Source organism: Ectobacillus sp. OTK, assembly GCF_059698935.1.
In genome coordinates this window covers 1,751,773-1,775,123 of record NZ_AP048547.1, presented here as the reverse complement: position 1 = coordinate 1,775,123, position 23,351 = coordinate 1,751,773, and the positions used below count along the sequence as shown (strand labels likewise).

Genomic DNA, 23,351 nt, shown 5'->3' with positions numbered 1-23,351 from the left:
AGTGAAAGGGGGGTGACTCAAAATGCTGACACGTTTTAAATCCCCCTCCCTCCTGTCTCTTCACACGGTATATTTACAGGCATGAGAAAAAGTAACAATACTTTTCAAAGACTAAGATATGTGCTATTCATAAAAAGAAGGTGCATTTCTGTTCCTCTCGGATGACTACAAAATGGTGTTTTAGCAAAAATAAAAAGAGCCCTAGGAATGACTCTGATTAAACTATCTATAAAACTGATACCCCTTGAACATGGAAACTTTAGGAAATCTAATTGAATAAATAGCGTTACAAAAGTTATAATTATCCTGATTTTTTTAAAATGCCCCAGTGGGCAGAAAGATGGTGTGTAAAGTTGGAAAATATGGTTCTGCTTGTAGATGGACGAGTCGATAACATAATAATTGTAACTGTTCAAACTGATGTTGAAGCCGCTTTGTTAGAAGAAGGGGGATCCCGTTCTTACACACAAAAAGCAGTTAACGAACAGATCGAAATCGCAAAACGACATAAATCTCATTCAATTTCTATTTATAAATCACTTGAAGATTATCTAAAGAATGAGCAACCTTTCTGATAAAAACGGTACACAAGAGGAGCATCTCTGTCCTTCTTATGTACCATCCCTTTGGTTTTTATCCCCAAAAAAATTCAATGTAAAAAACGATGCTTATGCACCGTTCTTTACATTAATTATAAAGTTCTTTTTCTTACGGATGTACTTACCTATCCAACATTCTTGACAATTCGCGTTCCATTGCTTCCTCTAATTCTTCGTCAGTTTCCGCATTAGGGAACCATGAACGCAAACCATCTTCAGCTTCTGCACGACATTTTTTGCATTCACAGTCAAAATCATGATCATAAGGCATTAGATATGCACCTCCAAAGAAAAGTACTTAAATTAAATAATACTTTAAAAGAAATGTCAATTCATTTTAATGCAGTCTATCTTTATGTTACATAATTCTCCTAAAGCCGTCTATATATACCTTCGTTGTTCAAAAGAAGAAGAGCAGCCTTAGGATACTCTTGAAATACACCTATATAAATTTAAAAACGAACACTTACGGCTCTAGTTTTAAATTGTTCCATTTCAGCTTTTGTTAAATCTCGAAGTGTTTTTCCGTGTACTCGGCAATAATTTCGGGCTGCGATATAATCCAAATGCTCCATATGTGATCTTTCCCTCTTTGACCGGCTTACTAAAGGTCCTAAAGGCGAAGCAGCAGGAAGATTGGTTTCTGAAACTTCTACTTTACGTCTCAGCTTTAGTCCCAACTTTGAAGTTCTAGCTGCTACTAGTTGTTCAGATTTATACCGATGCATGTTCCTTTTTCGATTCACACATATCTACCTCCTTTATCATAGTCCACAATTTTGAATTAATTCTTTTGCGGCTTCAGGGTATATAACCATGTACCCTAGGCTGTCCTCTTCCGCCCCGATAGCCTCGAAGAAAGCTAGTGCTTCATCATGTTTAGGTACTGCCTTTATGAAGAAATGGACATCTGTTTTAAACCAATTTATCCCCATTTTACATGCCCAACCAACCAAATGAGTGCCTACATAATCATAAGTAGACTCAACTAAGTATATTTCAACATATCCACCTTCGTTTCCCCCTTCAAAAACATAAGGTATTAAGGAAATAAAACCAAGTGCTTCGTTATCTTGACCAGGGAAATGACACATAAAGACATGGGAATTTTCCTCATAAAACGCCTCTTTCTCCCAGTCAAAGTATTCACAGCAATGGTTGAGGGTCGAAAAATCTTCAGGTTCAATTCTCCTAAATGAAGGGGTAATTAAATTTCCGTCTCGATCTTTTATCATGGTAACCCCGCTATTAAATATGATATTCAATTATAGCAGGTTTTGATTCGAACATATAGCTATGCACTATATTTTCCCCCATTATTACCCATCTTTAGACTTAGAACACTGTTAGAGCAATAAAACTTTACTAACAAAGCCGTATTTGATTAAATTTTAACCGCCTTTCAACACTTTACACTCTTTCCATGTACCTGGTGTCCAATATGCTACACACTTCCATTTTCCAACGATATACTTTGAACCTGCTGTTCCTAACTCGTTTGGTGCGGTATTGATACACTCTTCACCTTGTCAATGAGTTCCTGTTGTAGGTGTAGCAGTATCGCAGTATGTTCTTCGCGTATCCCTCAATAGCTTTTGGGCAGTTTGGAATGGTTTCAATACTAGTATAGAACGAACAAGATTCTTTATAAAGCGATGACCTTGCTCAATGGTCAGTAGCATAAATGCGCAGGTTTACACAACAAAACTCCAAAAAGTCTCATTTAGACTCTTCAGGGCTTTTATTTCTAGATAAGCATTTTATTAAAAACAAAAGTCCGATTGCTGCGATGTATACCAATATGCCCAATTAACAGCTTTTCCCCGTTTTGAACATGCTCATGCCCCCACTTGAAGTAAATACGCTGAGCAGAATACTTATTACTCAGGGTGTGGAATGATGTTTAGCCACGAAAGTCTTGTCAGCATTACAACCGCAGCGTCGCTCTCGTCGTCTGTCTGGAAGCGGAGGACTCTTGGGAGGTTGTAGCCATTGCTTCACACCACGCTCTACTTCTGCCTCTGAAGCACGACCTTTGTCAGTAACAGTTGGCCCATATGTTGGCTTTGTGTTTTGTGGTTTCATCTCCTGCATGGCTTTGATGTTTTAACGTAATTGTACAGTTCCAATATTGCATTACCAGAAGGAGACGCAGAGAGCCATAAGGCTATATTGTATCCTTTCACTTACACATTTCTGCTTGGAACTGTGGAACTACCATGAAAATTAACTTCTGTGTCTTCGATAAAAAGGCAATACTTAAATAGACGCAGCTCATTCATTAAAAAAAAAGAGGAGCGCATTGATCAGAGGTGTTTATGAATTTGGGTTATGGATTAGGAGGCTTCTGTAATTGTCACAGTATAACCTAAGTTTTCTAACCTGCGAACCGAATGTCTTACAATAGGTGTTTGTCTTTGTTTATCAAAGTAGTCTTCGCCTAAATCAACATATGTTTCTTTCCTGGTTAAAAGGTAGTAAGCGATCCTCAACATCGCATGAGCAACTACAATTGCTGCTTTTTTTACCTTTTCGTCCGGCTGTACGTCTGTCTATACAGTGCACCAAGATAGTTCTTTGATCCTCTTACTGATTGAGCTGCTTATGTTAATGCTGATCGTAAATACTTATTCCCTTTTTTAGCTCGAGCTAACTATAGGGTAGGATAGGCAGTCCCGTCTCCCTTACTCTTTGGTAATGGCTATCGGAACAACGGAAACCTCAAACTCCCATCCATTCCCGTGTGCCAAAGCCCATAATGAAGGTGCTGCTGTATGAGGGTCATTGAATGGCATATCTTCTGTCAGCGTATGCTTGATAAGATGATCAAGCACCCGCTCCCGCAAATTCCTGCCGGTCTGTCCAATATAGACAAGTCTATTAACTCCGACAGGCTTGATTCTGTACATGCCCGCCACATTTGGGACTTGCTTTCTATACTCTTGCGCCTCTGAAAAGCGAATCCAATGTGTCCATGTCAGACAGCCCCAATCCTGCTGCAAAAATTGCTCCATTGTGTGTCCTCCTTACTCATCTTGAATTGCTCTTGTATAAAATTGCAATTGTTGTCCAATTTCCAACCCTTGCAGGGGGACAGAACAAGTGATACCGGCCCCTTCCAAAATCGGGATTAGATATTGCCGATAGTTACGACCGGCATAGAAGTCTACATGTGTCGGCTAAAGTGAAAGGATGTCTGCCGACGTGCTCGGCCCATGTTTTCCGTTCTTTAGCCGGCATATCATTCAAGGTAATATCATACGGCTGAATTTCTCTCCCCCTTTCCAACAGCCCATACTTTGCTGAGAGGACATACCAGTCGCCGTAGCCCCTTCCTTGTATATAGGACGTTGCTTTACGGAACAGTGTAGATGGCTGGTACATCTCCGCTGCCTTACATGGATAGGATTGTTTATTTTTCGTACAACTGACAAGCGCAATTCTCATATAGTTCAGCCCCCCTAAAGCATAATTCAAAACAATACCACTTTCTTTGCTAATCCAAATGTAATCAGCGCTTCCTCTGGCAGCTCATTCAGGTTTTGAAACAGCATGTCTACAAATTCTCTTCCGTCAATAAAGCCAATATTTTTCCGATCCACCAAATACTTTTCAGCCAGTTTCTTGGCAGATAACCCAACATGCCCGCTTGTCACAATAATACCGTTGTCTCCCGCATCCATTGAATCAGCCAATTGCTTGACCACTCCTTCCTCTAATGCTCCGTTGCCAATATAGAAGTGCTTTACCTGCACTCGAACATTGACCCCTCCCGGTAGTTCGGCAAGAAGATCTGTATCTCCCGTCTGACTGTTCGTTGTGGCAAGACGAGTCAATCCCGGAAAATAAAGAGATAACAACATACAAACAGAACTCTCAAATGTATTGGAGTTGACACCATTGAGATTACCAGATTGCAACTTTTGCAGATACTCTTGCTTCATTTCAACGTCAGCTTGCTGCAAGAAATAGTGAGGCTTGTTTGTAACTAGATCATGAACATCGTTGTAATGCGTTGCGAACAGCGTCTGTCTTCCCTTCAACGAGTCAAACAATCGTCCTGTGAGCATTTGTCTTTGAACGGCTCTCTTGTCGCATTGCCATTCAATAAATCTCTGGTGAGGATAACCCTCCTGCTCGCTATCAACGGAAGCCTCATAATGGTAGTCGGACATCACTTTTCCAACGTACACATAGCCACCATCTGGCACAAGAACGTAATCTCCTATTTTCACTTCACAGAGGAAGCGATAGATCACTCCTACCTTTTGACCAAGAGCATTCGCCGAATATGTCCGTTTCTGGTCAAGAATATCTCTTACCTCTCCTCTTGTCGTCACACTAGACAAATCTCCAGTACCAGGCCATCCGATTGCTATTTTGCCATTGCCAACGGATTGTCCGTCTTGCTTTGTAAGAAATTCCCTCATTCGATTTATGCCATGAGGGAAAGGCCGAACTACCCACGCATTACCCATTCTTATCTCTCCCCAAACTCAAATTGGTGACTCTCCCTCCATCATACATTTTGTGTCCAGTTCCTTCCACCAGTTTGTCTCTCTGGAAATGTTGTTATTGTAATGGCAGTCAGTTCCTTCTCCATTGTCTTTTCTTATTATGATTTTCCCCTATGTACTTACCCTTTCACAAGACACACTTACCCCTTTACGCGTCCACTTCCGGTATGCTACCCCTATAATCAAGAAAGATTGTGTTATGGATGGAGAAAAAGCGGCCTAGCTCCTAATAAACCTATTAGGAGTGCCCCTAATCCCTAAGAACCGTCAAACACCCCTCCTTAACAGGGTAGAGATCGCTGGTTCGAACCCAGCCGGGAGCTATAATAGCTAAAAATACCGTATCAAACTAAATAAAAAACGACATCCTTTTAAATGTAAAGGATGTCGATCCTACTGGTTATGTTAAAACCTTGGTACAAGTGTATATTGATTTGTACCATTGGTTGAAACAACATTAAATACAGTTTGCTTCCGATCGGGGAATTTGACGGCATATGTAATTGCACCAGTTCCCTTTAGCCCACGGATTGTGACAACACTAGGTACAGGTACAGAATAAGCAGCAACATTACTGTTAAGAATATGCACTTCACGAAGCACCTTGCCATCTACTAAAATTTGAATCTCATTTCCTGAATTTCCACGAAAGTCCCACACCAACATTCGAGCATTGCCCGTTCCACTAAAGCCCTCAATTTTAAAATCTTTTGGCTCAAGCTTCACTGCCATATCCTTATTAAGTGTAAAGCCAGCCTTTGTAGAATCGCTAATACGATTTTTCACCTCTTCTACTGCTTTTTCGCTTGAAGTATTTGTTGAAGTGAGCACTCCCAACACCAGAAACAGAATGGCTAGTAACCCGAGTGCAGTACGAAACTTCTTCTCGCCTAAAACTAATTCCTCGTACTGCTCATCATCTATAAATTGCTCATTGCTATTCTCGACTTGGTCATGTCTTATTGTAGGTAAAGGACTTTCGTTAGAGAGTCCTTCTTTCTGATGTCCTCGCATTCATCTCTCCCCTTATTTGAACATTTTTACACTGATTGGATATTTCCAATACCAGTACGACATAAATGCACGCACAAGCAAGAAGCTAAGAATAGACAATATAATTGCCATTCCCCTTGAAATTACTTCGTTTTCAGCCCACATATTCATGAAAAATAATCCTACAGCTAGACCGATTGTAACCATAAAAAGCATTTGCGTAAGTGGCCAGAGTACTGGTATCTTCTGATACAACTTACGAAATAGCTGTATACGAACAGATAAATATAGAATAAAACTGATCACAAATAATAGGATAAAGTATGGATTGTCTTTTGGTACCTCATATTTCACAACTGCCAATACATCTAAAAAGGACATTAAAGGTGTAAATAACAGCATTATAAGAACAAAAAGATACAATGGAATATAAGCTAAAAAGAGCAGTCCCTTAGCGAGTTTAATCATCATACAGTACTCACCTCTCTGTTTATGTCCTCTGCCTCAATGGTAGTTAGTTCTTGGATACTAGCATCAACTTTTCCTGAGTAGCGTATCGCATGTTGACGAATGGCACCTTCACATAGATTTCGTACAAAACGTCCGTTTCCACTGTCCCTTTTTTCCTCTTGTTCCTTAAACAACTCCAACATCGCTGCTTCTGCTGATTTAGATACTGTATAGCCTTTGCTGCGAAATAAAAGTCTACCAATCTCCAAGAGTTCATGTGTTGTATAGTCGGGAAATGTAATGATGTTTGGAAAACGAGAACGAAGCCCTGGATTTATGCTTAAGAAATTCTCCATGTCGCTACCATAACCAGCAACAATGACAACGAGATCATCCCTATAATCTTCCATTGCTTTTACCAATGCATCTATTGCTTCTCGGCCGAATGAGTCAGTCGAAAGGCTATATGCTTCATCTATAAACAACACTCCTCCTAATGCACGCTCAATTACTTCCTTTGTTTTTAACGCAGTCTGTCCAACATATCCCGCAACAAGTCCAGATCGATCAACTTCGATCAAGATATCTGTTTTAATTACATTAAGTTCTTTCAGTCTTTTCGCTATAATACGGGCTATTGTCGTTTTACCAGTTCCCGGATTCCCTTTAAAGACCATATGCAAATTTTGACTGCTAATATCAGGAAGGCCCAACTGTTTGCGGCGGTTGTTCATTTCAATTTGAGCAAACAGACCATGAACAAAGTCCTTTACCTCACTTAATCCAGTGACATTTTCAAGCTCATTGAAAGCAGTAGGTTTAGCTTCTCTTTCATTTAAATTAAAATCAAATGCTGTTAACAACGTCAGTTCTTCATTTGTAAGCTTCATTTCATCTACAATACGGACCGCTTGCCTACGGATTGCTTCTTCTAATACATTCCGAACTAAGCGGCCATTCCCTGCATCTCTTTTACCAGTAATCTGCTTTGATTGGTACCATGCTTTTAACGACTCTGAAAGACCAGTTTGTAACTGAAATCCTTTTGAGCGAGCCATATGGTCTGTTATTTGTACCATTTCCTCTGGGCGGTAATCAGGAAATTCAATTTGCAGTGGGAAGCGTGAAGCGAGTCCTGGATTAACACGGAGGAATTCCTGCATTTCGTCCGTATAACCAGCAAGTATGACTACAAGATTGTCTTTATATATCTCAATTAGACGAACAAGCTCATGAATGGCCTCTTCCCCTGCTCCTCCTTGTTTTTGGTCATTAAGAGCATATGCTTCGTCGATAAAGAGTACACCACCGATAGCAGATTCAACAATATTCTTTGTTTTTTGGGTGGTTTGTCCGACATATCCTGAAACTAAATCGTTTTTTCCAACCTCGATAAGCTGTCCCTTTTTTATTACACCTAGATGCTTCAACATGTCCGCAACAAATCGAGCAATCGTCGTTTTACCAGTTCCCGGATTTCCAGAAAATATCATGTTGAGTGTTTGGTCCGTATTGACCTCAATACCTACATCTTTTCTCCGCTTATTTGCAAGAATTTGCTTTTCCAGGGTACGTAAAACAGTTTTTACATCATCAAGTCCAATAATTGTACTAAGTCTATCTTCCAGTCGGAATGCTTGTTCTTCTGTTACACCGAAATCTTCTTTCGTCAGAAGATTTAATTCTGACATGTTTTGATTACCCTTTGCAAGGCGGACTGCCTGCTTCCGAATTGCTTCCTCTAATGTGTTTCGAACGAGACGCCCATTCCCACTGTCATTTCTTCCTGGGATCTGTTTTTGAGTAAATAGGTCAATGAGTACCGTACTCAAATCTTGATCTAATTCATATCCTCGTTGTGATGCAGCCATTTCTGTAATTGCAACCATTTCTTGTGGACTATAGTCTGGAAACTCAACTTGAAACGGGAATCGGGAAGGCAAACCAGGGTTTGTCTTAAGAAATTCCTTCATTTCATTAGTATAACCGGCTAAAATGACAACAAAATCATTTCGAAAATCTTCCATCCCTTTTACGAGAGTATCAATTGCTTCTTGACCAAACGGGTCATTTTTGTCTCGTGATAATGTATATGCTTCGTCAATAAAGAGCACACCCCCAATTGCTTCATGAATCTTTTGATTCACTTTTGGAGCAGTTGAACCAACATATTGACCAACTAAGTCTTGTCTAGCTGTCTCCACTAATTGACCACGCGAGAGAATTCCCATCGCTTTTAATATACGACTGATGAGACGAGCAACTGTTGTCTTTCCTGTTCCCGGGTTTCCAGAGAAAACCATGTGTAAAGTCATTGGATTATTTTTCTGACCTGCTTGCTTTCGCAATGACTGAACGTATACCGTATCAATAAGCTCTTGTACAAATAATTTGACAGAATTCAACCCAATTAGCTGCTGAAGCTCCTTCACAAGTTCAGCTAGCGATTCCTCTTCTACAGATAGTTGGAAAACATGATAAGTTTGATCCGCTATCTTAGCGGCAATACTATCACCATCTATAATGAGAGGGACATTATCACCAGGGTTAATTCTCCCGGTTGCACGTAGATGAACAAGGGATGCCTGCATGTCTAATTCAATCCATTTGTGTATGGCAGCCCCATATTCGCCTGTGTATGCAGCATGTTTACTTATAAAATTGGGAACATCCTCCTCAAAATAAATAGAATACTGTGCATTTCTATTTAACTGATGATTCATAAATTGCAACCGCTCAACCGCAATGGTACTAAGCCCTTGAATAGATAGCGGTTCCGACAATGCTACAGTACCAATTACGCTTCTGATTGCTTGAGGCAACTTACTTAAAGCTCCCTCATAACTAGTAATATTTTCATCTATTAAAAAAACTATAAAGTAATCCCTTGCCTCAACTACAATACCCGCATCTGTCCGGAAAAAACCCTTCGTTATAAGTGAAGTAACGTAATGAACAATATCGGCATGTGCTTTTTCGATACCTCTAAAAGATACCGTTCCAATTCCATATTCAAAGGCAGCCATGCAATCAGTAATAAAATTTGTATGTATTTCCTTTTCATTGTATACAGCCAAATCTATTTCTACTGGTCTCCGATAAGGAATCAGACGGTGAATATAGAGCTGTTCAATTAGTAACGAAAGACTAAGTGCTTTACCCGTGCCTTCTGGACCTGCTAAAAGTAAAACTTGTTGAATAGCACCTTTTCTTTTATTTAAAAGTGCTCCTTTATATGCTGTAGATAGTTGTTCGATAAATGTATCTTGCTCTAAAATCCGGCTCTTCAAATGAAGATTCACCTGTTCAAAAATGTCATCAATGTTACCGCTTGACGTTTTTGTTCGTAGGCTTGCAACCCCCTTTTTTGTATCTCTAACCACTTCCTGTACTGCTCCTGTCGATAGTGGGCTGTTAGATACAGAAGAAGATTGTACAGGCTTTTGAGGTAGATGATTATTGCTAAGCGAATTCATTTTAAATTGTCTTTCTATTCCCTGAGTTGTTCGCTTTTGTCTTCTTATAAAGCCTTGCTGTTTAATATAATCAAATAATTGAACTTCCGGTAAGATAACACGTAGCCATCTTTCAAATGAAGACATGCAGTTCTCTCCTTTTTGTTTTGGATATCTTTATTTTAGAATTTCTCCCTAATTTCTTATAGATGAAAACTACAGAAGGTACCCAACTTATACACACCATATTAAATATAATGAAGTAAATAAAAAAAGATCTACATGTTGTTAATTACAAAATGAAAACAATTTTATTGTAGACACCACTTTCATCCTTCACTACTCATCTCTTCTTTATTGTAGCAAATCTCGGTAGGAATATTTCATATGTTTTCCGTAGAAATTGAGGAAATAGAAGAACCGATCTTTATCATTTTACCCAAAAAGTCTAGTTTCTCCTGTTATAATAACGTATATCCCTGGGGATTTTTTGGGGTTTATTTGGGGTTTAAATCAAAAAAATAATCCCCAACTCATCATACTCTATCAACTCAATCCAACGACAAACCCAATAAAATCAGGCTTTTTCATACTAAATCTGTTATAATCCTACGGTCACCACGGCTTTGACAGGGTGGAGGTCGCTGGTTCGAACCCAGTCGGGATCATACATACTCGTAAAAGGGCGCTCTATCAATGGATAGGGCGCTTTTTTATTTGCTGATTTGGTCGCTGATTTACGCGACAGGGTTGCGTACACCGCCAAACAGTATTATAACGTCCCTTCCCCATTAAGCTCCTATTTCGTTAACAAACGAAAAGGGAGTTTTTATTGTCCTCAAACACCCTCAAAGGCAAGCGCCTTAAGCAAGCACGATCCATTAAACGAGAAACGCAAAGCCTTACTCACCTATTTAATATCTTTTTACACATAAAAGAAGCCGAAGGAAAAGCGCCTAATACGCTAAAGCAGTACAAAGCTAACTTCCTTAAGACGGGGCGCTTATGGTGCTCTTTTTATCTAGGATAATTCGTATCCCCTTGAGTTTCGAATCGTTCACCCAGTACCGAACTAAAGCAAAAACTTTTATGATAATAAAAATGTATACATACGTAACTAACTAGCCCCGTATTACATCTAAATTTACAACACCTTATAGAATAACTTTATTTGTTTACAATAAAATTCCAGCTTAACAGTTTAATCAATGAAGTGAATATAAGAAAACCATTTATTTGATTTTCTAAGATATTAGACTAGTTTAATTATCGATAAATGAGATATCATATGATTATATTTGTTTTTTATATGAACATTTCTCTACGCTTCTCTCGTACATAATGTAATTTGAGTATTTTTATATTTAAGGAGAATTTGGGTATGAATTTACATTTAGAATTAAAAGATATTATAGCTTCCCTAGCAATTTTAGTCACAATTATTATGACTACGACAGCTCAGATTTTATCTCATTTGCTAACCCAAAAAAGAGAGGATCAAAAATATATAAAGGAGTGTTATCAGAACCTATACTCCCCTATTATATTTAAGGCAATGGATTATATAGAAAAGGAAAGAGCTGAACGTCACGCAAATAATTGGTATGAACTGTCTAAAGAAGGATCTGAGGGTGAAGTACCAATCCCTGAGCACTTGAAGAAGGCTAAAGAAGATACTCTAGCTAGTCTTGATACAATTATGGAAATCTTGAAGTCCAATATAAAATACGCTCACCCCAAACTACTGATGTCTTATGAAACTGTTAGAAAATTATCACCTCGCAACACTGGCTTTCGAGATGAGGTTGACGACTTAATGTTCAAGGTAGAAGCAATGCTTCTATGTATAAATTTTCTATCTGAATATGTACAAATAAGTCAAAAGATTAAGTCTTTATCACCTGATATTATGGAACAAATTAATCTATATTCTCTTCGAGGTAGATTATATACATTTGCAGTAAGATGTAGGTTCGAAGAACTGGCTTATAAATCACTGTACGTAACGCCCTCTAGTGAGTTTTCAGCAGAAGAGACAAAACATCTTTTGGAAGATATAGAAAAGGCTGAACAAGCATTTATTATAAATGAGAAAAAAGAAACTGAGTTACTTATATCAATCAGGCACAGAGGAGTATTTGACTCACCTGATATAAATGGTCTATTAAAACTCAATTGTTACGAGCAAGCGTTCACTTTTTTTGAAGGAATAGCAGAGTATATATCTGCTTGGAAAGGGAACGATGCCAAGGATTCATGGTTACATAACATAGAATACGATCGTAAAAGGCATACTTTCCAATCGCTAGCTAGGGGATAGGACATCTATTTAATTAAATGTAGAAAAAAGCCTGTACTTTCAAGCGGGAATTTTTGTGCAGTTACTTAGATGTACCTATAGATACAACTGCATTTAACATAATTTACCTGTATTAACAAAATAGGTATAATAATTTTATACTTGTGTGACTATTGAGCTACTATTGGGGGGGAGAATTTGGGTAAAATCGGAATTTCAATAAGAGGTAAAGGAATTCAAAATGAATGTATCAGAATTGATGCCTATGGTAGCCAGCATATCTGGTGGAAGGAAGAGGATTATACCTTCACATTTCTTCCAAATAATGAAGAAGGTGTTTATATTGTCTATGGAAAGGTAGACAGACATGATGATGATTCTCCTACTCATGTATTATATGTTGGAGAAAGTGGCGAAGACTTTCGGACAAGGTTTCAAAAACATCACTACAGAGCCTTATTTGTTTTATTTGCAACAAGAGTTGTTTTATATAAGTTTAACGATGGTGAAGATGCTGAAAGGATTCTATTTGAGAAAGCTAAAATTCTTGATTTAAAACCATTGCTTAATAAACCAAGAAGCCCTGAAAATGATAGTATCCTTAACGAATATAGGGCTAAAGTATACAACAATTCTAAATTTAATAGAATTCTAAATAACGGGTTTGGTACAGATGAAGAAGTATTGGAGCTAATCGACAATATAAAGAAAGGTAATGTTTAATTTTACTTCTTTAGAGCGATGTTACAGACATAATTGTCAGTCATGAATGGAGTTAGCCCCTGTACAGAAAAACTCAAATTAAAAGGGATGCAATTTTGCATCCCTTTTGAGGAGAAATAGGAACGAAAAAACTTAATACATAAATTTTACGAATATTTTTCACAAGGATTTTGTATCATTATCCTGATAAAATCTTCTGGAATAATTTCGTATCTCTTCAATAGGGTGTTGTAACCCTTCTATAATGACTTTTCTTAGATTTTGTATTTGTTGTTTTGAGAAGTGTTTCAAAAAACCTTGGTAAAACTCATACAAGGACTTGGTTTCCGGCAGCTTTATAAACAGTTTCTCTAGTAATGTTCTATCTTCTATTCCAACAGATGTAATATCTCGAAGGAATGCTTTCTTTATTTTGGAGTCATTCTTTTTGGACGGCAAGGACTTTACATCCACCCCCATCTTTAATAGCCGCCTGAAATCTTCAATACGTATACGTACTGTAGAGTATTTACCTGTAAAACCTAGCTTTCTTAGGTGTGCATCTATACTTTTGTTGGTATATCCTTCTCTGACTAGCCGTTGTAGTTCCTCTACAAAAGGATCAATCAGGGAAGGGCGATAACCACGTCCGCCATGCCTTGGATCCTCGATCTTTGTATATTTCTTCACTGTTCTAGGATCAAGACCAAGAAGTTTTCCGATTTTCGTCATGGACATTTGCTGTTTTTCTAATCGCTTCACTTGCTTGATTAACGCTTGTTTCTGTTTATCTACTTGCCGTTGCTTTCTCACCTTTAGTCTATTATCTGTGATGGATATCTGAAGATGGTTAGATCATAACGAAAAGCGAGCTGGAATCACTCTTTTTAGAACAGACTCTGTTGTTTTTCTTAGATTTTGTACGATATGGAAACGATCAGCTACTTGTATAATGTTAGGATTTGCTTCATCTATAGCTTTCTTAAATGTAAAGGATGAGTCCCTACTTACCAATTGGATCGTTGGATGATTCTCTAGCCACTTCTGTACATCTTCTTGTGTCCGAGAAGGCAGTACATCAATAGGACGTTTCGATTCTAAATCACAAATCAGACAGCCATATGTATCCCCCTTTAAGAAGGCAAAATCGTCAATGCCTACGAAAGGGTGAGTGATCTGTAGTAAGCCTTGTATCTTTCACTACCCGAAGCAATGTATCATGACTAACAGAAATATGATGTTGAGAACATATATACTCTGCCTGTAAACAACTAGTAGAAAACGAAACAGTGCGTAAAAATTCCTCTAACCGCTTTGTATATGTTTTATGAGGGGGAAGCCATGCGAAACGCTCCGCAAAAATATTCGATGTACAGTTAGGATTGGTACAAAACCATTTTCTGATCTGTACCCGCAAGTAAACAGCTCGATCACCTACAGGAAGATCCTTTACTACTCGATAATACAGGCTATGTTTTCGTGTGCTCATGCGTTGACAAGTAGGACATACTGCCGAGCAGCTACTACTTTTGATACGAAGGAATATCATGTTCTCTTGCATTTCATAATCTATTACTTCTATTTCTTTATCCAAGTTGAGGATTGGTTCAATTGTGCTCATATTCATACACCGCCATTTTACTTTTTGGCTATAGTGTCTCCAATCCTTTATCACCTAAGACGCGTAAGAACCATTTTTTAGTTGCCAAATACATCTAAGTATAAATTAAATTGAAACTACCTTCCTTAAAATTTAATTTAGAAAGGATAATTAGAAATAAATTATTAATGTTACATTTATACGATAAAAAGACTACCATTATTTTCAAGAATTTATTTCTAAATACAAATTAACAGGAAAACATCTCTTTATATTGAATAAATAAGTTTGGAGGAGGTGATTCAGTAAATGAAAGTAATAAAAACCGGAATTATTGATGGGAATGAATATGTAGGGCATGTTACAGAACAAGGTGATAGATTTGCTGGTTCAGTTCATCGGGTTCCTGAGGCCAACCAGACTGCTGTTTTTCATGATCATTCTACAGAGTTTTTCAACACCTTTGCAGAAGCAGAGGAATATGTAATTAGAGAATGGAACAGGAGAAAGAGTAAATAATAGCTCGGCTCGTAAGGAAAGATAATTGTTTGGAACTAATATTAATTAATGAGAGATACTGCAAGGCTTAGTATCTCTCCACACCCTTGCAAAGGAGATGATCTTGGAATTGAGCATTTTAATTTATCACTCTCTTTTAACTTGGTTTCAGTAGTAACACACAGCCAATTGTCTCTCAACATCTTTTAACACTTCGTTTGGAAAAGAGACACAAAAGAAAGTGGTCATGACTATTTCTCATTTAATTAATAAATTATATCCGCTCTCTCCTGTCTCTGCTTTTCTAATCTTCAAAACAATACCCAGCTTATCGCTCAGGCAGGCTAGGCCATACTTACGATATTAAAATACTAGCTCCAGTAAGAAACCTCGTTGTCAGGATACCTGCCTACAAATATTCACGCAGCCGAATATCTAACTATTTAATCTGTTTATTTGACCTAATTTTAGCATCCTCTATGAACTCAGCCAATTCCTCAATAACTCCATCTAGATTCTTCTTTACATCATGCTCCCAAATCCTTTTTATATTCCATCCTTTCTCTTTATAAAAGGTATTGACCTCTATATCTCTTTCCTTATTTCTTTTTAGTTTTGGGACCCAGTAGTCTCGATTACTTTTGGGAATATTACCATGTATTTCACAGCCATGCCAAAAGCATGAATCAATAAAGATTACTGCTTTGTATTTTTTTATTGATATGTCGGGTTTACCTAATAATTTTTTATCATTTCTCCTGAAACGAAATCCTTTTTTCCAAAGTTCCCTGCAAACTGTATCTTCGAGTTTTGATTTTGATTTTATAGCCCGCATGTTATTTCTTCTTTGTTCCTCTGTATGTGTATCCGACAAATTACCGCCCCCTGTATATTTCTGCTTTAAAGTTTACTTTTAGGATATCCATCTTTGTATAAAAAAGCATTATTAACTGGTGTTAAACTATACGAGTATCTATAAATGCTAAATCCATAGTACATTGATCTAATTGTACGATCCTTAAACTAAAAACACCGCCCGAATACTCGAATATTCAAACGGTGATATAAGTGATTCTTTAATTTTAAGGCTGCCTATGTTACCTAGAAACAATATTAAGGCATCTTTGAATTCTCCAAAATCTTATATTACAGCTCTGACCCTTGGGCAGTTGTTTATAAATCTTTATAAAAACACTAAATTAAGTTTATCAATTGTTTATAGCATACCTCTTTAAATTGTTCCCAACAACTTTCTTGTTTTGCCCACTGAGTTACATTACGATCCCCAGCCGATTCTTTTAAGAAATTTAAAGCATGACTAGCAATTATCTCTATTGTGTTATCCCATTGCTCAGATAATACCTGCTTTTCCCAAACTTCTTGCAAATCAATCTCTTTGCCATAAATATAGCTCAGCATTGCCGTAGTATAATAAATAACGTTAGCTCTATAGCCCTTGAGTTTCATTTGTTCAACAATATTAGCAACATGCTGATTAATAATACTTCTTGCAATCAATGTTTGATATGTTTCTACTGTAACATCTGCTAAAGCTTGTACTTCATCATCTTGGTTTCTTTCATATTTCCAATACTTACGGTTTTGTTCCATAAATCTTTTGAAAGCTTCTTCTCCGCCCTTACTTGAGATATGAGGAAAACCTTCCCATGACATAAAATATTTAGCTAGATCGACTTTTGTTAGAACTTTCTCTTTTGGAAACTGTTTTTTAAAATCATTTTGCTCTTTACCACGTTTTCTTCTGCCGATATCGACCATATATTGACCGCGAGCACGCTCAAAATACCATTTTTCTTCTGCCTTACGTCCATCTTGTGTTGGTACCCATGTACTGCGTGATAATTTTTCAATATCAGACATAAATCGAGTATTAGCTAATAAATCTGATTTATTGATTTTATTTTGTGTGTTTGCATATTCCGAGATTTTAGACACCATTTCATCTTCTAATGCATGTTGATCATTATCTTGATCCGCTTTAACCTTTAAAATAGTTAATTTAGTCTGTACATACACTCCCTTTAAATCAATACCACTTTTAAAAGCTTGATGAATTGATGCTGTAGTTTGTCCCCCGTTAACAATTTGCCATCCTGTCAATCCTGTTACACTATACAAATTAACATTTTCACTAATTTTTTGAATAGTTCCTGATCGAGCAACAGTTGAAATACCATTATTGTAAGCAACAAACATTTGACGTTGCCCTGGATCTTTGAGAGTATCCCTTATTCCTTTATTTGTACCACCTTTCGCTTGTAAGAATGAACGAACATTTCTCTCTACTAATTTAGGTCCCCAATCTTCATACATTCTAGCTAAAAGTTCAGCTGGAATAAAGCCGATGTAACAGTCAAAGTCACAGTCAGCTGTACCGTTTTGCTCATTTGGTACAAACATCATTTCAAATGATTCATTATAACTCTTCACTAAATCAATATGAAATTCTTGAACTCCTTGTTCTGCCATTGCCAATTGATAGACACGATCCATATCCCATACTTGAACATTGACAGTTTCTATACCTGAAATATTAATCTCAATTGGTTTATTTGAAAGATAAAATTTATTGGTCAAAACAAAAATATTAATTTCATCTATTAGTACGGAATCATCTTTAATCATTTTAGCGAAATCATATACATCGCGAGATTTATCAACATTCTCTAAAATAAAATTCTTATTGGTAAAAAAACGCTTTGCTTTATTTCCGACTTCTAATAATGCCGACATAGTTACTGGTGTGATAGCATTATCAAGTACGTCATAATCATAATTAACAACATACAAATCCAAAGAGTTTTGTTCTTCGTCAAAAGAGTATGCATCTAACTGAATGTTTTTCACAGAGCTAAAATATGGTGTAGATAAAAAAACTGGTTCATCTGGTCTTTCCATATAATTAAGCATCTCATGTAAAAAGGAGGTTTGATGGCTGCCATCTAATGCTGCTCGAATTTCAACTTTTTCAATAAATGATTGATAAAACTCTATTTTCTGAGATTCTTCCCTCATAAAAACCCAACTTTCTCCTATAAACTAAATACATCGTCTAAAGGACATTTAAACGCCTCACAATGACTCAAATCAATATAATAACTAACATGTGAGATACCTTTAGGCAATGCTTCATCTGATATTTTAGGAAAGTCCTCTGTGACTTTGTATGCCTTTTCTTCATGTACAAAAAATAATTTGTCTATATACTCATCATCTTTAAAACCAAGTTCCAATAACAGATCATTAAACTTTAGCAAGAGCCCTTCTGACCTCTGTTCGAGCAGCAATTGGCGAAGTTTATCAACAATTTCTTGTAATGATTGACCTTGAGCATTATTCATCTCTATAAAGCAAACATATAAGTATAGCTTGCTTACTACATCCGTTAATTTCAATTGTTTTTCACTGGAAATCTTAATTTCTTTTCGTAACTTTTCCGTACAAGTTTTAATTTCTACTCCATATCTTGTACTTTTAAAATCGATTCGACCACTCGTTGGTCCTTCCCATTGCTCAATTAAAATTGGCGGTTGATTTGGAAAACGTTTTATCCATTGCTGAATAAAGTATAGTTCGCCAAATAGCCCTCGTTGCTGTTCATCAGTAAGTCGCCGATAACCACCTTTAGAAAAGAAATGATGCCAGCGATCTAAAACACGATAAATTATACTAAATAATGTTTCTTCTTTTGACATATGGATAATATGATCAATAACATTTTGTAAAACGGATTCAAAAATTCCGGAACTTTCGTTCGATTCTTGCATTAAAATTAAGAAATATCGTTCTTTTAATGGGCCCATCCGATCAAAGTAGTCAATTTTAATAGACAAACCTCTCCATTTCGGGAGGGAGCGAAACTGCTCCGCTTCCCATGGCTGATTTCCCAAATCAATATATAGCTGGCGATTCATGTTAAGCGTATCAATTCCAGCAAGTAAGTAGGGTGATGTCGTTGAAATCAACTTTAGTTTATAAATATCCTGAGCAGATTGACTTTCAATACCTTTTATCATCTGTTCGAATTCTGATTTGAGATTAATCACGGCTAACCTCCCCTGTAATCTTTTCCGAAACGGTCGAATTTTTTTTATATATTTTCTTTTTATCGAATGTTGAATTCTCCTCATCACCAGAAAATGAAATTCCTATACCAATCGGCACTAATGAGTTAGTAAATTCAATATTTAGTTTTTGAAAAACTTCAACACCGGGGTGTAGAGGGTAAATTAATAACATTCCCTTTTCCTTTGGCCGTTTTGCCCGAAGCAGCTCCTTGTCATTAATTCCTTTAACATCATCATAATTTAAATCAACAAACTCTTGCTTACCGGCAACTATTGCTCCTATGTCTACCTTTTCAACTTGTCGATGTGGATATTTCTTGTAGGCATCCGTACCGCGTATAACGGAATTTTTAATTTCAACCTCTCCAAACAAAACAGGAAATTTTTTCAGTTCGTTCTTTTGATTATCGTTGCCATCAACTATTGCGACTGTCCAACTTATTAGCTCATTATGTTGATTTGCAGTTGTGATGTAATCAATTAGCAGCTGCGAAACAACTGTCTCAGCCATTCTGCTAGTTCTGTAATGCCTTAGAAAATCTATAATAATATTTACATCGATATCTCTTGCCATAAGGTAATTAGTTTTAGCCGCTCCAAAAGTAGTGACTTTAAGTTTAGCAGCAATACTGCTAACTAGATTTTTAGTTGCTTGCATGTTATTCACATAAAAATCTCTATCTTTATCGAATAGCCTTGTTTGCTGTAATTTCCCATGAAAATTAAAGGACGTCGATATAGCCGTTTTCATTTTCAATGGACTAGTCAAAGACATTTTTGGGTGGCTTAGCATTCTTATTGCGTATTGTTGAGGGGTTAAGTCAAGTTTAGCCAGTTTCTCAAATTCCAATCGTAATTCAACCATTGCTTCAGCAAGATGCTCAAAGTATTGCGCAATTGTACTGGAAGTGTAAATGCGACACAGATCCATATAACCTTTGCGATAACCAAACCAGCGCCCCATCTGCATTAGCGTATCATACATTAGTGTATTTCGATAATAATATGTGATGCTTAACCCTTCCAAAGTAAGACCACGGGAGAGTTTATCTCCGCCTACTGCAATTACATTTAACCCCTCCTCCTTATATTTATGATAGGCAAGAGCATCTTCACTTTCACCATTTATCTCCATTACTTGAATCTTACTGATAACTTCCTTTATTTCGCAATAAATGGTAATCCAGTCGTACGGGTTACTGGATTCCGGCCACTCGTTAGTAGTTTTCACAAAATCATTCAGATACAAATCCTTTAACCTTCTAACTGTCTCACCAGTTGGATTAAATAAAATCTGATCAGCAATAGCATTAAAACTAGCTTGGATTTCGTTTTTAATTGTTGTTTGAACATTTGTAAATCTTGAGGTATGGATTAGCATTGAATTGTGCTGTTTTTGTTGTCCTCGTAAGTTACGAATCGCTACAACAATAAGAAAGGCTAACATGGACTCAATCATCTTATCTGGAACTTGTTCAAATTTATCACTATCAGTCTTCTTTTTTATACTGTCAAATATATCTGTTTCTTCAGGAGGCAGCACTCTAATTAAACTTGGACGTGTGTCATTCTCATTTTCAAGTACATTGAAAAATTCCTCTGGTCCGCAATATTCTTCTGGTTTAGGAAGACCTATAAGAAAATCCTTTGGATATAAATCTCTTCCCTCCTGCTGCGTTTCAGCTGACACATCAATTAGTAAATTAGCAAAAGGAGTAGCTGTATAGCCTACATATGCCTTACGATTAAAAACCTCAAGTATCTGTCTGATTAAACTATTAATTGTTTTAGGATCTTCACTCTTATTTGGGTCCGATGTATCTACAGAAGCTTGATCTGCCTCATCATCCACTACCAAAACTGGAATATCAAGATTGTATAATGCTTTGTGGTAATTTAATCTATCCCTTAATGCCTCTAAAACCGTTTTATTTTTCTTTACCACCATTAATGTCGGACGATTTATATGTGTCACATTTCCAACTGAATTAGAAGATATATCTTTTTCTTGTGTAGTCCATGTTGAAATAATATGGTTAGTATCATTTGCACGAATTTGGGCTACGCCCTTTGGTTGGCCATCTTCTCCTAATATAGAACCAACGACCTCTTCTTCTAATCTTATTTGTGTTTGGCTTCGCAGGTCATTATGCATACCGGATAACACAATAATTAGCTTATAGCCCAAATCATACGCCTTATTAATCAATCCCGTGAAATTAGCGGTTTTACCAGATTGTACATATCCTAAAACTAATCCTCTTTTATCAAATGGTTCTAAGTTTTTTGGATCACCTAATGATTTTAGTATTTCATTTGTTGTTTCATCAATTACCCTAACAGCCTCTAATGGCCATGATTTAATTCTAAGCAAATATTGTTTATATCTGCTCCAGAAGAAAGAACCTGATAACATTTTATTATCAAACCAGCCAGAAGGATCGCTTGCTCGCATAATTGATATTTTTTCAAATTGTATTCCGATATCATACTTAACATACATTTCAAGTGACCATGCTTCAATGATGCTTTGGTCGGTTACATTTAAAATATTTTCCACTGTAGATTTTGCTAATTCTAAGGCTTGATCAGCAGCTCTTTCTTGATTTGAAAATATATTAAGAAATAACAGATAGTTATTTTGAAAAGTATCTTCAAATAATTGTTTTGCATTATTTTCCATGAAGTAATTTTTCCTCCTCAATTATTGATGTAAGTGTTGCATAATTTAAACTCTCAAAACCTGGCTGTGTCATAAAAATATTAACTAATTGTTCTGTGCTCTCAGCTAGGTTTAAATCACGGAAAATAGTTGCAAACTCAACAATTAAGCGCTTCATTGAGTCGTCTATATATTGAACTGTATCCTCCGCAACTTTTGGTGTATCAAAAATATTATTGGGAGAACCTAATTCAACAGATTTTAAATATACATTTAATAACTTAGATGTATTTTCATCAATTTTATCAAGGATTTCACATAAGAGTGGATGTGTTCGATTCAACTTAAACATAGTTCCGTTATCATTCTCTAAACGTTCCCATGTATTTAAGCTGCCTTTTATTTTCTGATTTGTATAACTTGATTTTGTTCGAAAGTAAAACATGTCTTTTGAAACTTGACGATATTTTTCTGCTATCTTTTGTAATGGGATTTTTGCATCTTCCGGAACAGATATTACTGATTTTTTTACGTCTACTTGCCAATCTTCATCTGCTGCATTAGTCAAATCTATTCTAATACGTGTTAATTGGGAAGCTGCATCTTTCGGAAACATTCCTAGCCAATCACCAAAATATAGTAACCGGTTTTCACGATAAACATAAAAGCCCTGTTGATCCCGCCATCCCCTTATTCCTCCTGCAAGTTTATAGTTTAGTTCATTAAAATTAGAAGAATGAGGAAGTACATAAGGAGTAACTATAATCTTATGATTATTTACTTTTAAAACTTGTCGTTCTCCTTCTGTAGTCTTTGGATTACTTAATAAGAATGGATCCCATAACTTTAAAGCAGTACTGTTAATAAAAATTTTCAAGTTTTCATTAAGGAGAGAATGAAAAATTAACTCCAAATGATTTTTAATTCGGCCGACCTTCTTAAAAAAACTAGCATCTTTAATGACTTTATCTGTGCCAAATCCCATAAAGCGATCTAGCTTATCAATACACACAACTGTTCCGCTGTCTCCCTCAATTTCATCTATATGATCTTTAATATGCCTAGGAATTTCTTTAAGAAGCCGCCATTCATTACATTCCGACACATAATCTAAATCCCAGCAGCGTTCGACATAACGATTATTTTGTTTTGTTAATACACTTAAACGTTTACCGAGCGAAAATGCAGCTGTCTTCAAACCCATCCCAAAACGTCCAAGTTCATTTGGTTTTCTTGTGTCACGTGGATCTTTTGAACCAATATTCATGGCAACTTGAAGCTCTTCCTCATTCATTCCTACGCCATTATCTCTAATTATGATAAACCCATCCGTTTGCTTAAACTGAAAATCTAAGTGCACCTGTGTTGCTTTTGCATCAATACTGTTATCTATTAAATCTGCTATTGCAGTTTTTGGTTTATACCCGATTGAGCGCAGTGCTTGCATTACCGGTGTTGCTGAAGGTTGGGTTAAAATCGTGTCCATTA

General features: G+C 36.7%; 22 protein-coding genes. 4 read left to right on the top strand and 18 right to left on the bottom strand.

What is annotated here, in order from left to right; all coding sequences use genetic code 11:
• Nucleotides 1–353: 353 nt before the first annotated feature.
• Nucleotides 354–575 (top strand): hypothetical protein, encoded by a 222-nt coding sequence (locus tag AC6HZ4_RS08685; RefSeq protein ID WP_497494575.1) that lies wholly within the window; start codon nucleotides 354–356, stop codon nucleotides 573–575.
• A gap of 145 nt (nucleotides 576–720) precedes the next feature.
• Here AC6HZ4_RS08685 and AC6HZ4_RS08680 read toward each other — a convergent pair whose 3' ends face one another.
• The 10 genes from AC6HZ4_RS08680 to AC6HZ4_RS08635 all read right to left on the bottom strand — a co-directional run bounded on the left by AC6HZ4_RS08680 (nucleotide 721) and on the right by AC6HZ4_RS08635 (nucleotide 10,161).
• Nucleotides 721–870, bottom strand: a complete 150-nt coding sequence (locus tag AC6HZ4_RS08680) for a hypothetical protein (RefSeq protein ID WP_497494574.1) — start codon at nucleotides 868–870, stop codon at nucleotides 721–723.
• Nucleotides 871–1,051: 181 nt separating this feature from the next.
• Nucleotides 1,052–1,345, bottom strand: a complete 294-nt coding sequence (locus tag AC6HZ4_RS08675; protein WP_497494573.1) for a hypothetical protein — start codon at nucleotides 1,343–1,345, stop codon at nucleotides 1,052–1,054.
• Nucleotides 1,346–1,363: 18 nt separating this feature from the next.
• Nucleotides 1,364–1,834 carry a hypothetical protein gene (locus AC6HZ4_RS08670; RefSeq protein WP_497494572.1) on the bottom strand — a complete coding sequence of 157 codons (471 nt, stop codon included), beginning with the start codon at nucleotides 1,832–1,834 and terminating at the stop codon, nucleotides 1,364–1,366.
• 1,449 nt (nucleotides 1,835–3,283) lie between these two features.
• On the bottom strand, nucleotides 3,284–3,613 hold the full coding sequence (locus tag AC6HZ4_RS08665; protein WP_497494571.1) for a hypothetical protein: 330 nt from the start codon (nucleotides 3,611–3,613) through the stop codon (nucleotides 3,284–3,286).
• A 12-nt stretch (nucleotides 3,614–3,625) separates the two neighbouring features.
• Entirely contained in the window at nucleotides 3,626–3,721 is a 96-nt protein-coding gene (locus AC6HZ4_RS08660; RefSeq protein WP_497494570.1) for a hypothetical protein, read from the bottom strand.
• A gap of 25 nt (nucleotides 3,722–3,746) precedes the next feature.
• Entirely contained in the window at nucleotides 3,747–4,046 is a 300-nt protein-coding gene (locus tag AC6HZ4_RS08655) for a DUF6884 domain-containing protein (protein ID WP_497494569.1), read from the bottom strand.
• Between the two features lie 26 nt (nucleotides 4,047–4,072).
• The gene (locus AC6HZ4_RS08650) at nucleotides 4,073–5,077 is read right to left on the bottom strand and encodes a DUF8426 domain-containing protein (RefSeq protein WP_497494568.1); all 1,005 of its coding nucleotides are present in this window, start codon (nucleotides 5,075–5,077) and stop codon (nucleotides 4,073–4,075) included.
• A 444-nt stretch (nucleotides 5,078–5,521) separates the two neighbouring features.
• Nucleotides 5,522–6,130 (bottom strand): hypothetical protein, encoded by a 609-nt coding sequence (locus AC6HZ4_RS08645; protein WP_497494567.1) that lies wholly within the window; start codon nucleotides 6,128–6,130, stop codon nucleotides 5,522–5,524.
• 12 nt (nucleotides 6,131–6,142) lie between these two features.
• Nucleotides 6,143–6,580 (bottom strand): hypothetical protein, encoded by a 438-nt coding sequence (locus AC6HZ4_RS08640; protein WP_497494566.1) that lies wholly within the window; start codon nucleotides 6,578–6,580, stop codon nucleotides 6,143–6,145.
• The gene (locus AC6HZ4_RS08635) at nucleotides 6,577–10,161 is read right to left on the bottom strand and encodes an AAA family ATPase (protein WP_497494565.1); all 3,585 of its coding nucleotides are present in this window, start codon (nucleotides 10,159–10,161) and stop codon (nucleotides 6,577–6,579) included. Before AC6HZ4_RS08635 ends, AC6HZ4_RS08640 begins: the two co-directional genes overlap by 4 nt.
• A gap of 1,234 nt (nucleotides 10,162–11,395) precedes the next feature.
• Between AC6HZ4_RS08635 and AC6HZ4_RS08630 the strand changes: the two genes are divergently transcribed.
• Nucleotides 11,396–12,334 (top strand): hypothetical protein, encoded by a 939-nt coding sequence (locus tag AC6HZ4_RS08630; protein ID WP_497494564.1) that lies wholly within the window; start codon nucleotides 11,396–11,398, stop codon nucleotides 12,332–12,334.
• Nucleotides 12,335–12,511: 177 nt separating this feature from the next.
• Entirely contained in the window at nucleotides 12,512–13,036 is a 525-nt protein-coding gene (locus AC6HZ4_RS08625; protein WP_497494563.1) for a hypothetical protein, read from the top strand.
• 159 nt (nucleotides 13,037–13,195) lie between these two features.
• Here the strand turns inward: AC6HZ4_RS08625 and AC6HZ4_RS08620 are convergent, their stop codons facing one another.
• From AC6HZ4_RS08620 to AC6HZ4_RS08610, 3 genes are read right to left on the bottom strand one after another with little or no spacing between them, the layout of a single operon-like run.
• On the bottom strand, nucleotides 13,196–13,828 hold the full coding sequence (locus AC6HZ4_RS08620; protein WP_497494562.1) for a hypothetical protein: 633 nt from the start codon (nucleotides 13,826–13,828) through the stop codon (nucleotides 13,196–13,198).
• Between the two features lie 42 nt (nucleotides 13,829–13,870).
• Nucleotides 13,871–14,170 carry a transposase gene (locus AC6HZ4_RS08615; RefSeq protein ID WP_497495651.1) on the bottom strand — a complete coding sequence of 100 codons (300 nt, stop codon included), beginning with the start codon at nucleotides 14,168–14,170 and terminating at the stop codon, nucleotides 13,871–13,873.
• Entirely contained in the window at nucleotides 14,166–14,564 is a 399-nt protein-coding gene (locus AC6HZ4_RS08610) for a transposase family protein (RefSeq protein ID WP_497495650.1), read from the bottom strand. Before AC6HZ4_RS08610 ends, AC6HZ4_RS08615 begins: the two co-directional genes overlap by 5 nt.
• 360 nt (nucleotides 14,565–14,924) lie before the next feature.
• On the opposite strand from AC6HZ4_RS08610, the gene AC6HZ4_RS08605 reads away from it, so the two are divergent.
• On the top strand, nucleotides 14,925–15,134 hold the full coding sequence (locus AC6HZ4_RS08605) for a hypothetical protein (protein WP_497494561.1): 210 nt from the start codon (nucleotides 14,925–14,927) through the stop codon (nucleotides 15,132–15,134).
• A 418-nt stretch (nucleotides 15,135–15,552) separates the two neighbouring features.
• Here the strand turns inward: AC6HZ4_RS08605 and AC6HZ4_RS08600 are convergent, their stop codons facing one another.
• The 5 genes from AC6HZ4_RS08600 to AC6HZ4_RS08580 all read right to left on the bottom strand — a co-directional run bounded on the left by AC6HZ4_RS08600 (nucleotide 15,553) and on the right by AC6HZ4_RS08580 (nucleotide 23,349).
• The gene (locus tag AC6HZ4_RS08600; RefSeq protein WP_497494560.1) at nucleotides 15,553–15,987 is read right to left on the bottom strand and encodes a very short patch repair endonuclease; all 435 of its coding nucleotides are present in this window, start codon (nucleotides 15,985–15,987) and stop codon (nucleotides 15,553–15,555) included.
• Nucleotides 15,988–16,307: 320 nt separating this feature from the next.
• A complete protein-coding gene (locus AC6HZ4_RS08595) occupies nucleotides 16,308–18,149 on the bottom strand; it encodes an AIPR family protein (protein ID WP_497494559.1) in 1,842 nt (613 codons plus the stop codon).
• A 17-nt stretch (nucleotides 18,150–18,166) separates the two neighbouring features.
• Entirely contained in the window at nucleotides 18,167–19,180 is a 1,014-nt protein-coding gene (locus AC6HZ4_RS08590; RefSeq protein ID WP_497494558.1) for a PD-(D/E)XK motif protein, read from the bottom strand.
• Entirely contained in the window at nucleotides 19,173–21,884 is a 2,712-nt protein-coding gene (locus tag AC6HZ4_RS08585; protein ID WP_497494557.1) for a Z1 domain-containing protein, read from the bottom strand. Before AC6HZ4_RS08585 ends, AC6HZ4_RS08590 begins: the two co-directional genes overlap by 8 nt.
• The gene (locus AC6HZ4_RS08580) at nucleotides 21,874–23,349 is read right to left on the bottom strand and encodes an ATP-binding protein (RefSeq protein WP_497494556.1); all 1,476 of its coding nucleotides are present in this window, start codon (nucleotides 23,347–23,349) and stop codon (nucleotides 21,874–21,876) included. The genes AC6HZ4_RS08585 and AC6HZ4_RS08580 overlap by 11 nt, the downstream gene beginning before the upstream one ends.
• Between the last annotated feature and the right edge of the window lie 2 nt (nucleotides 23,350–23,351).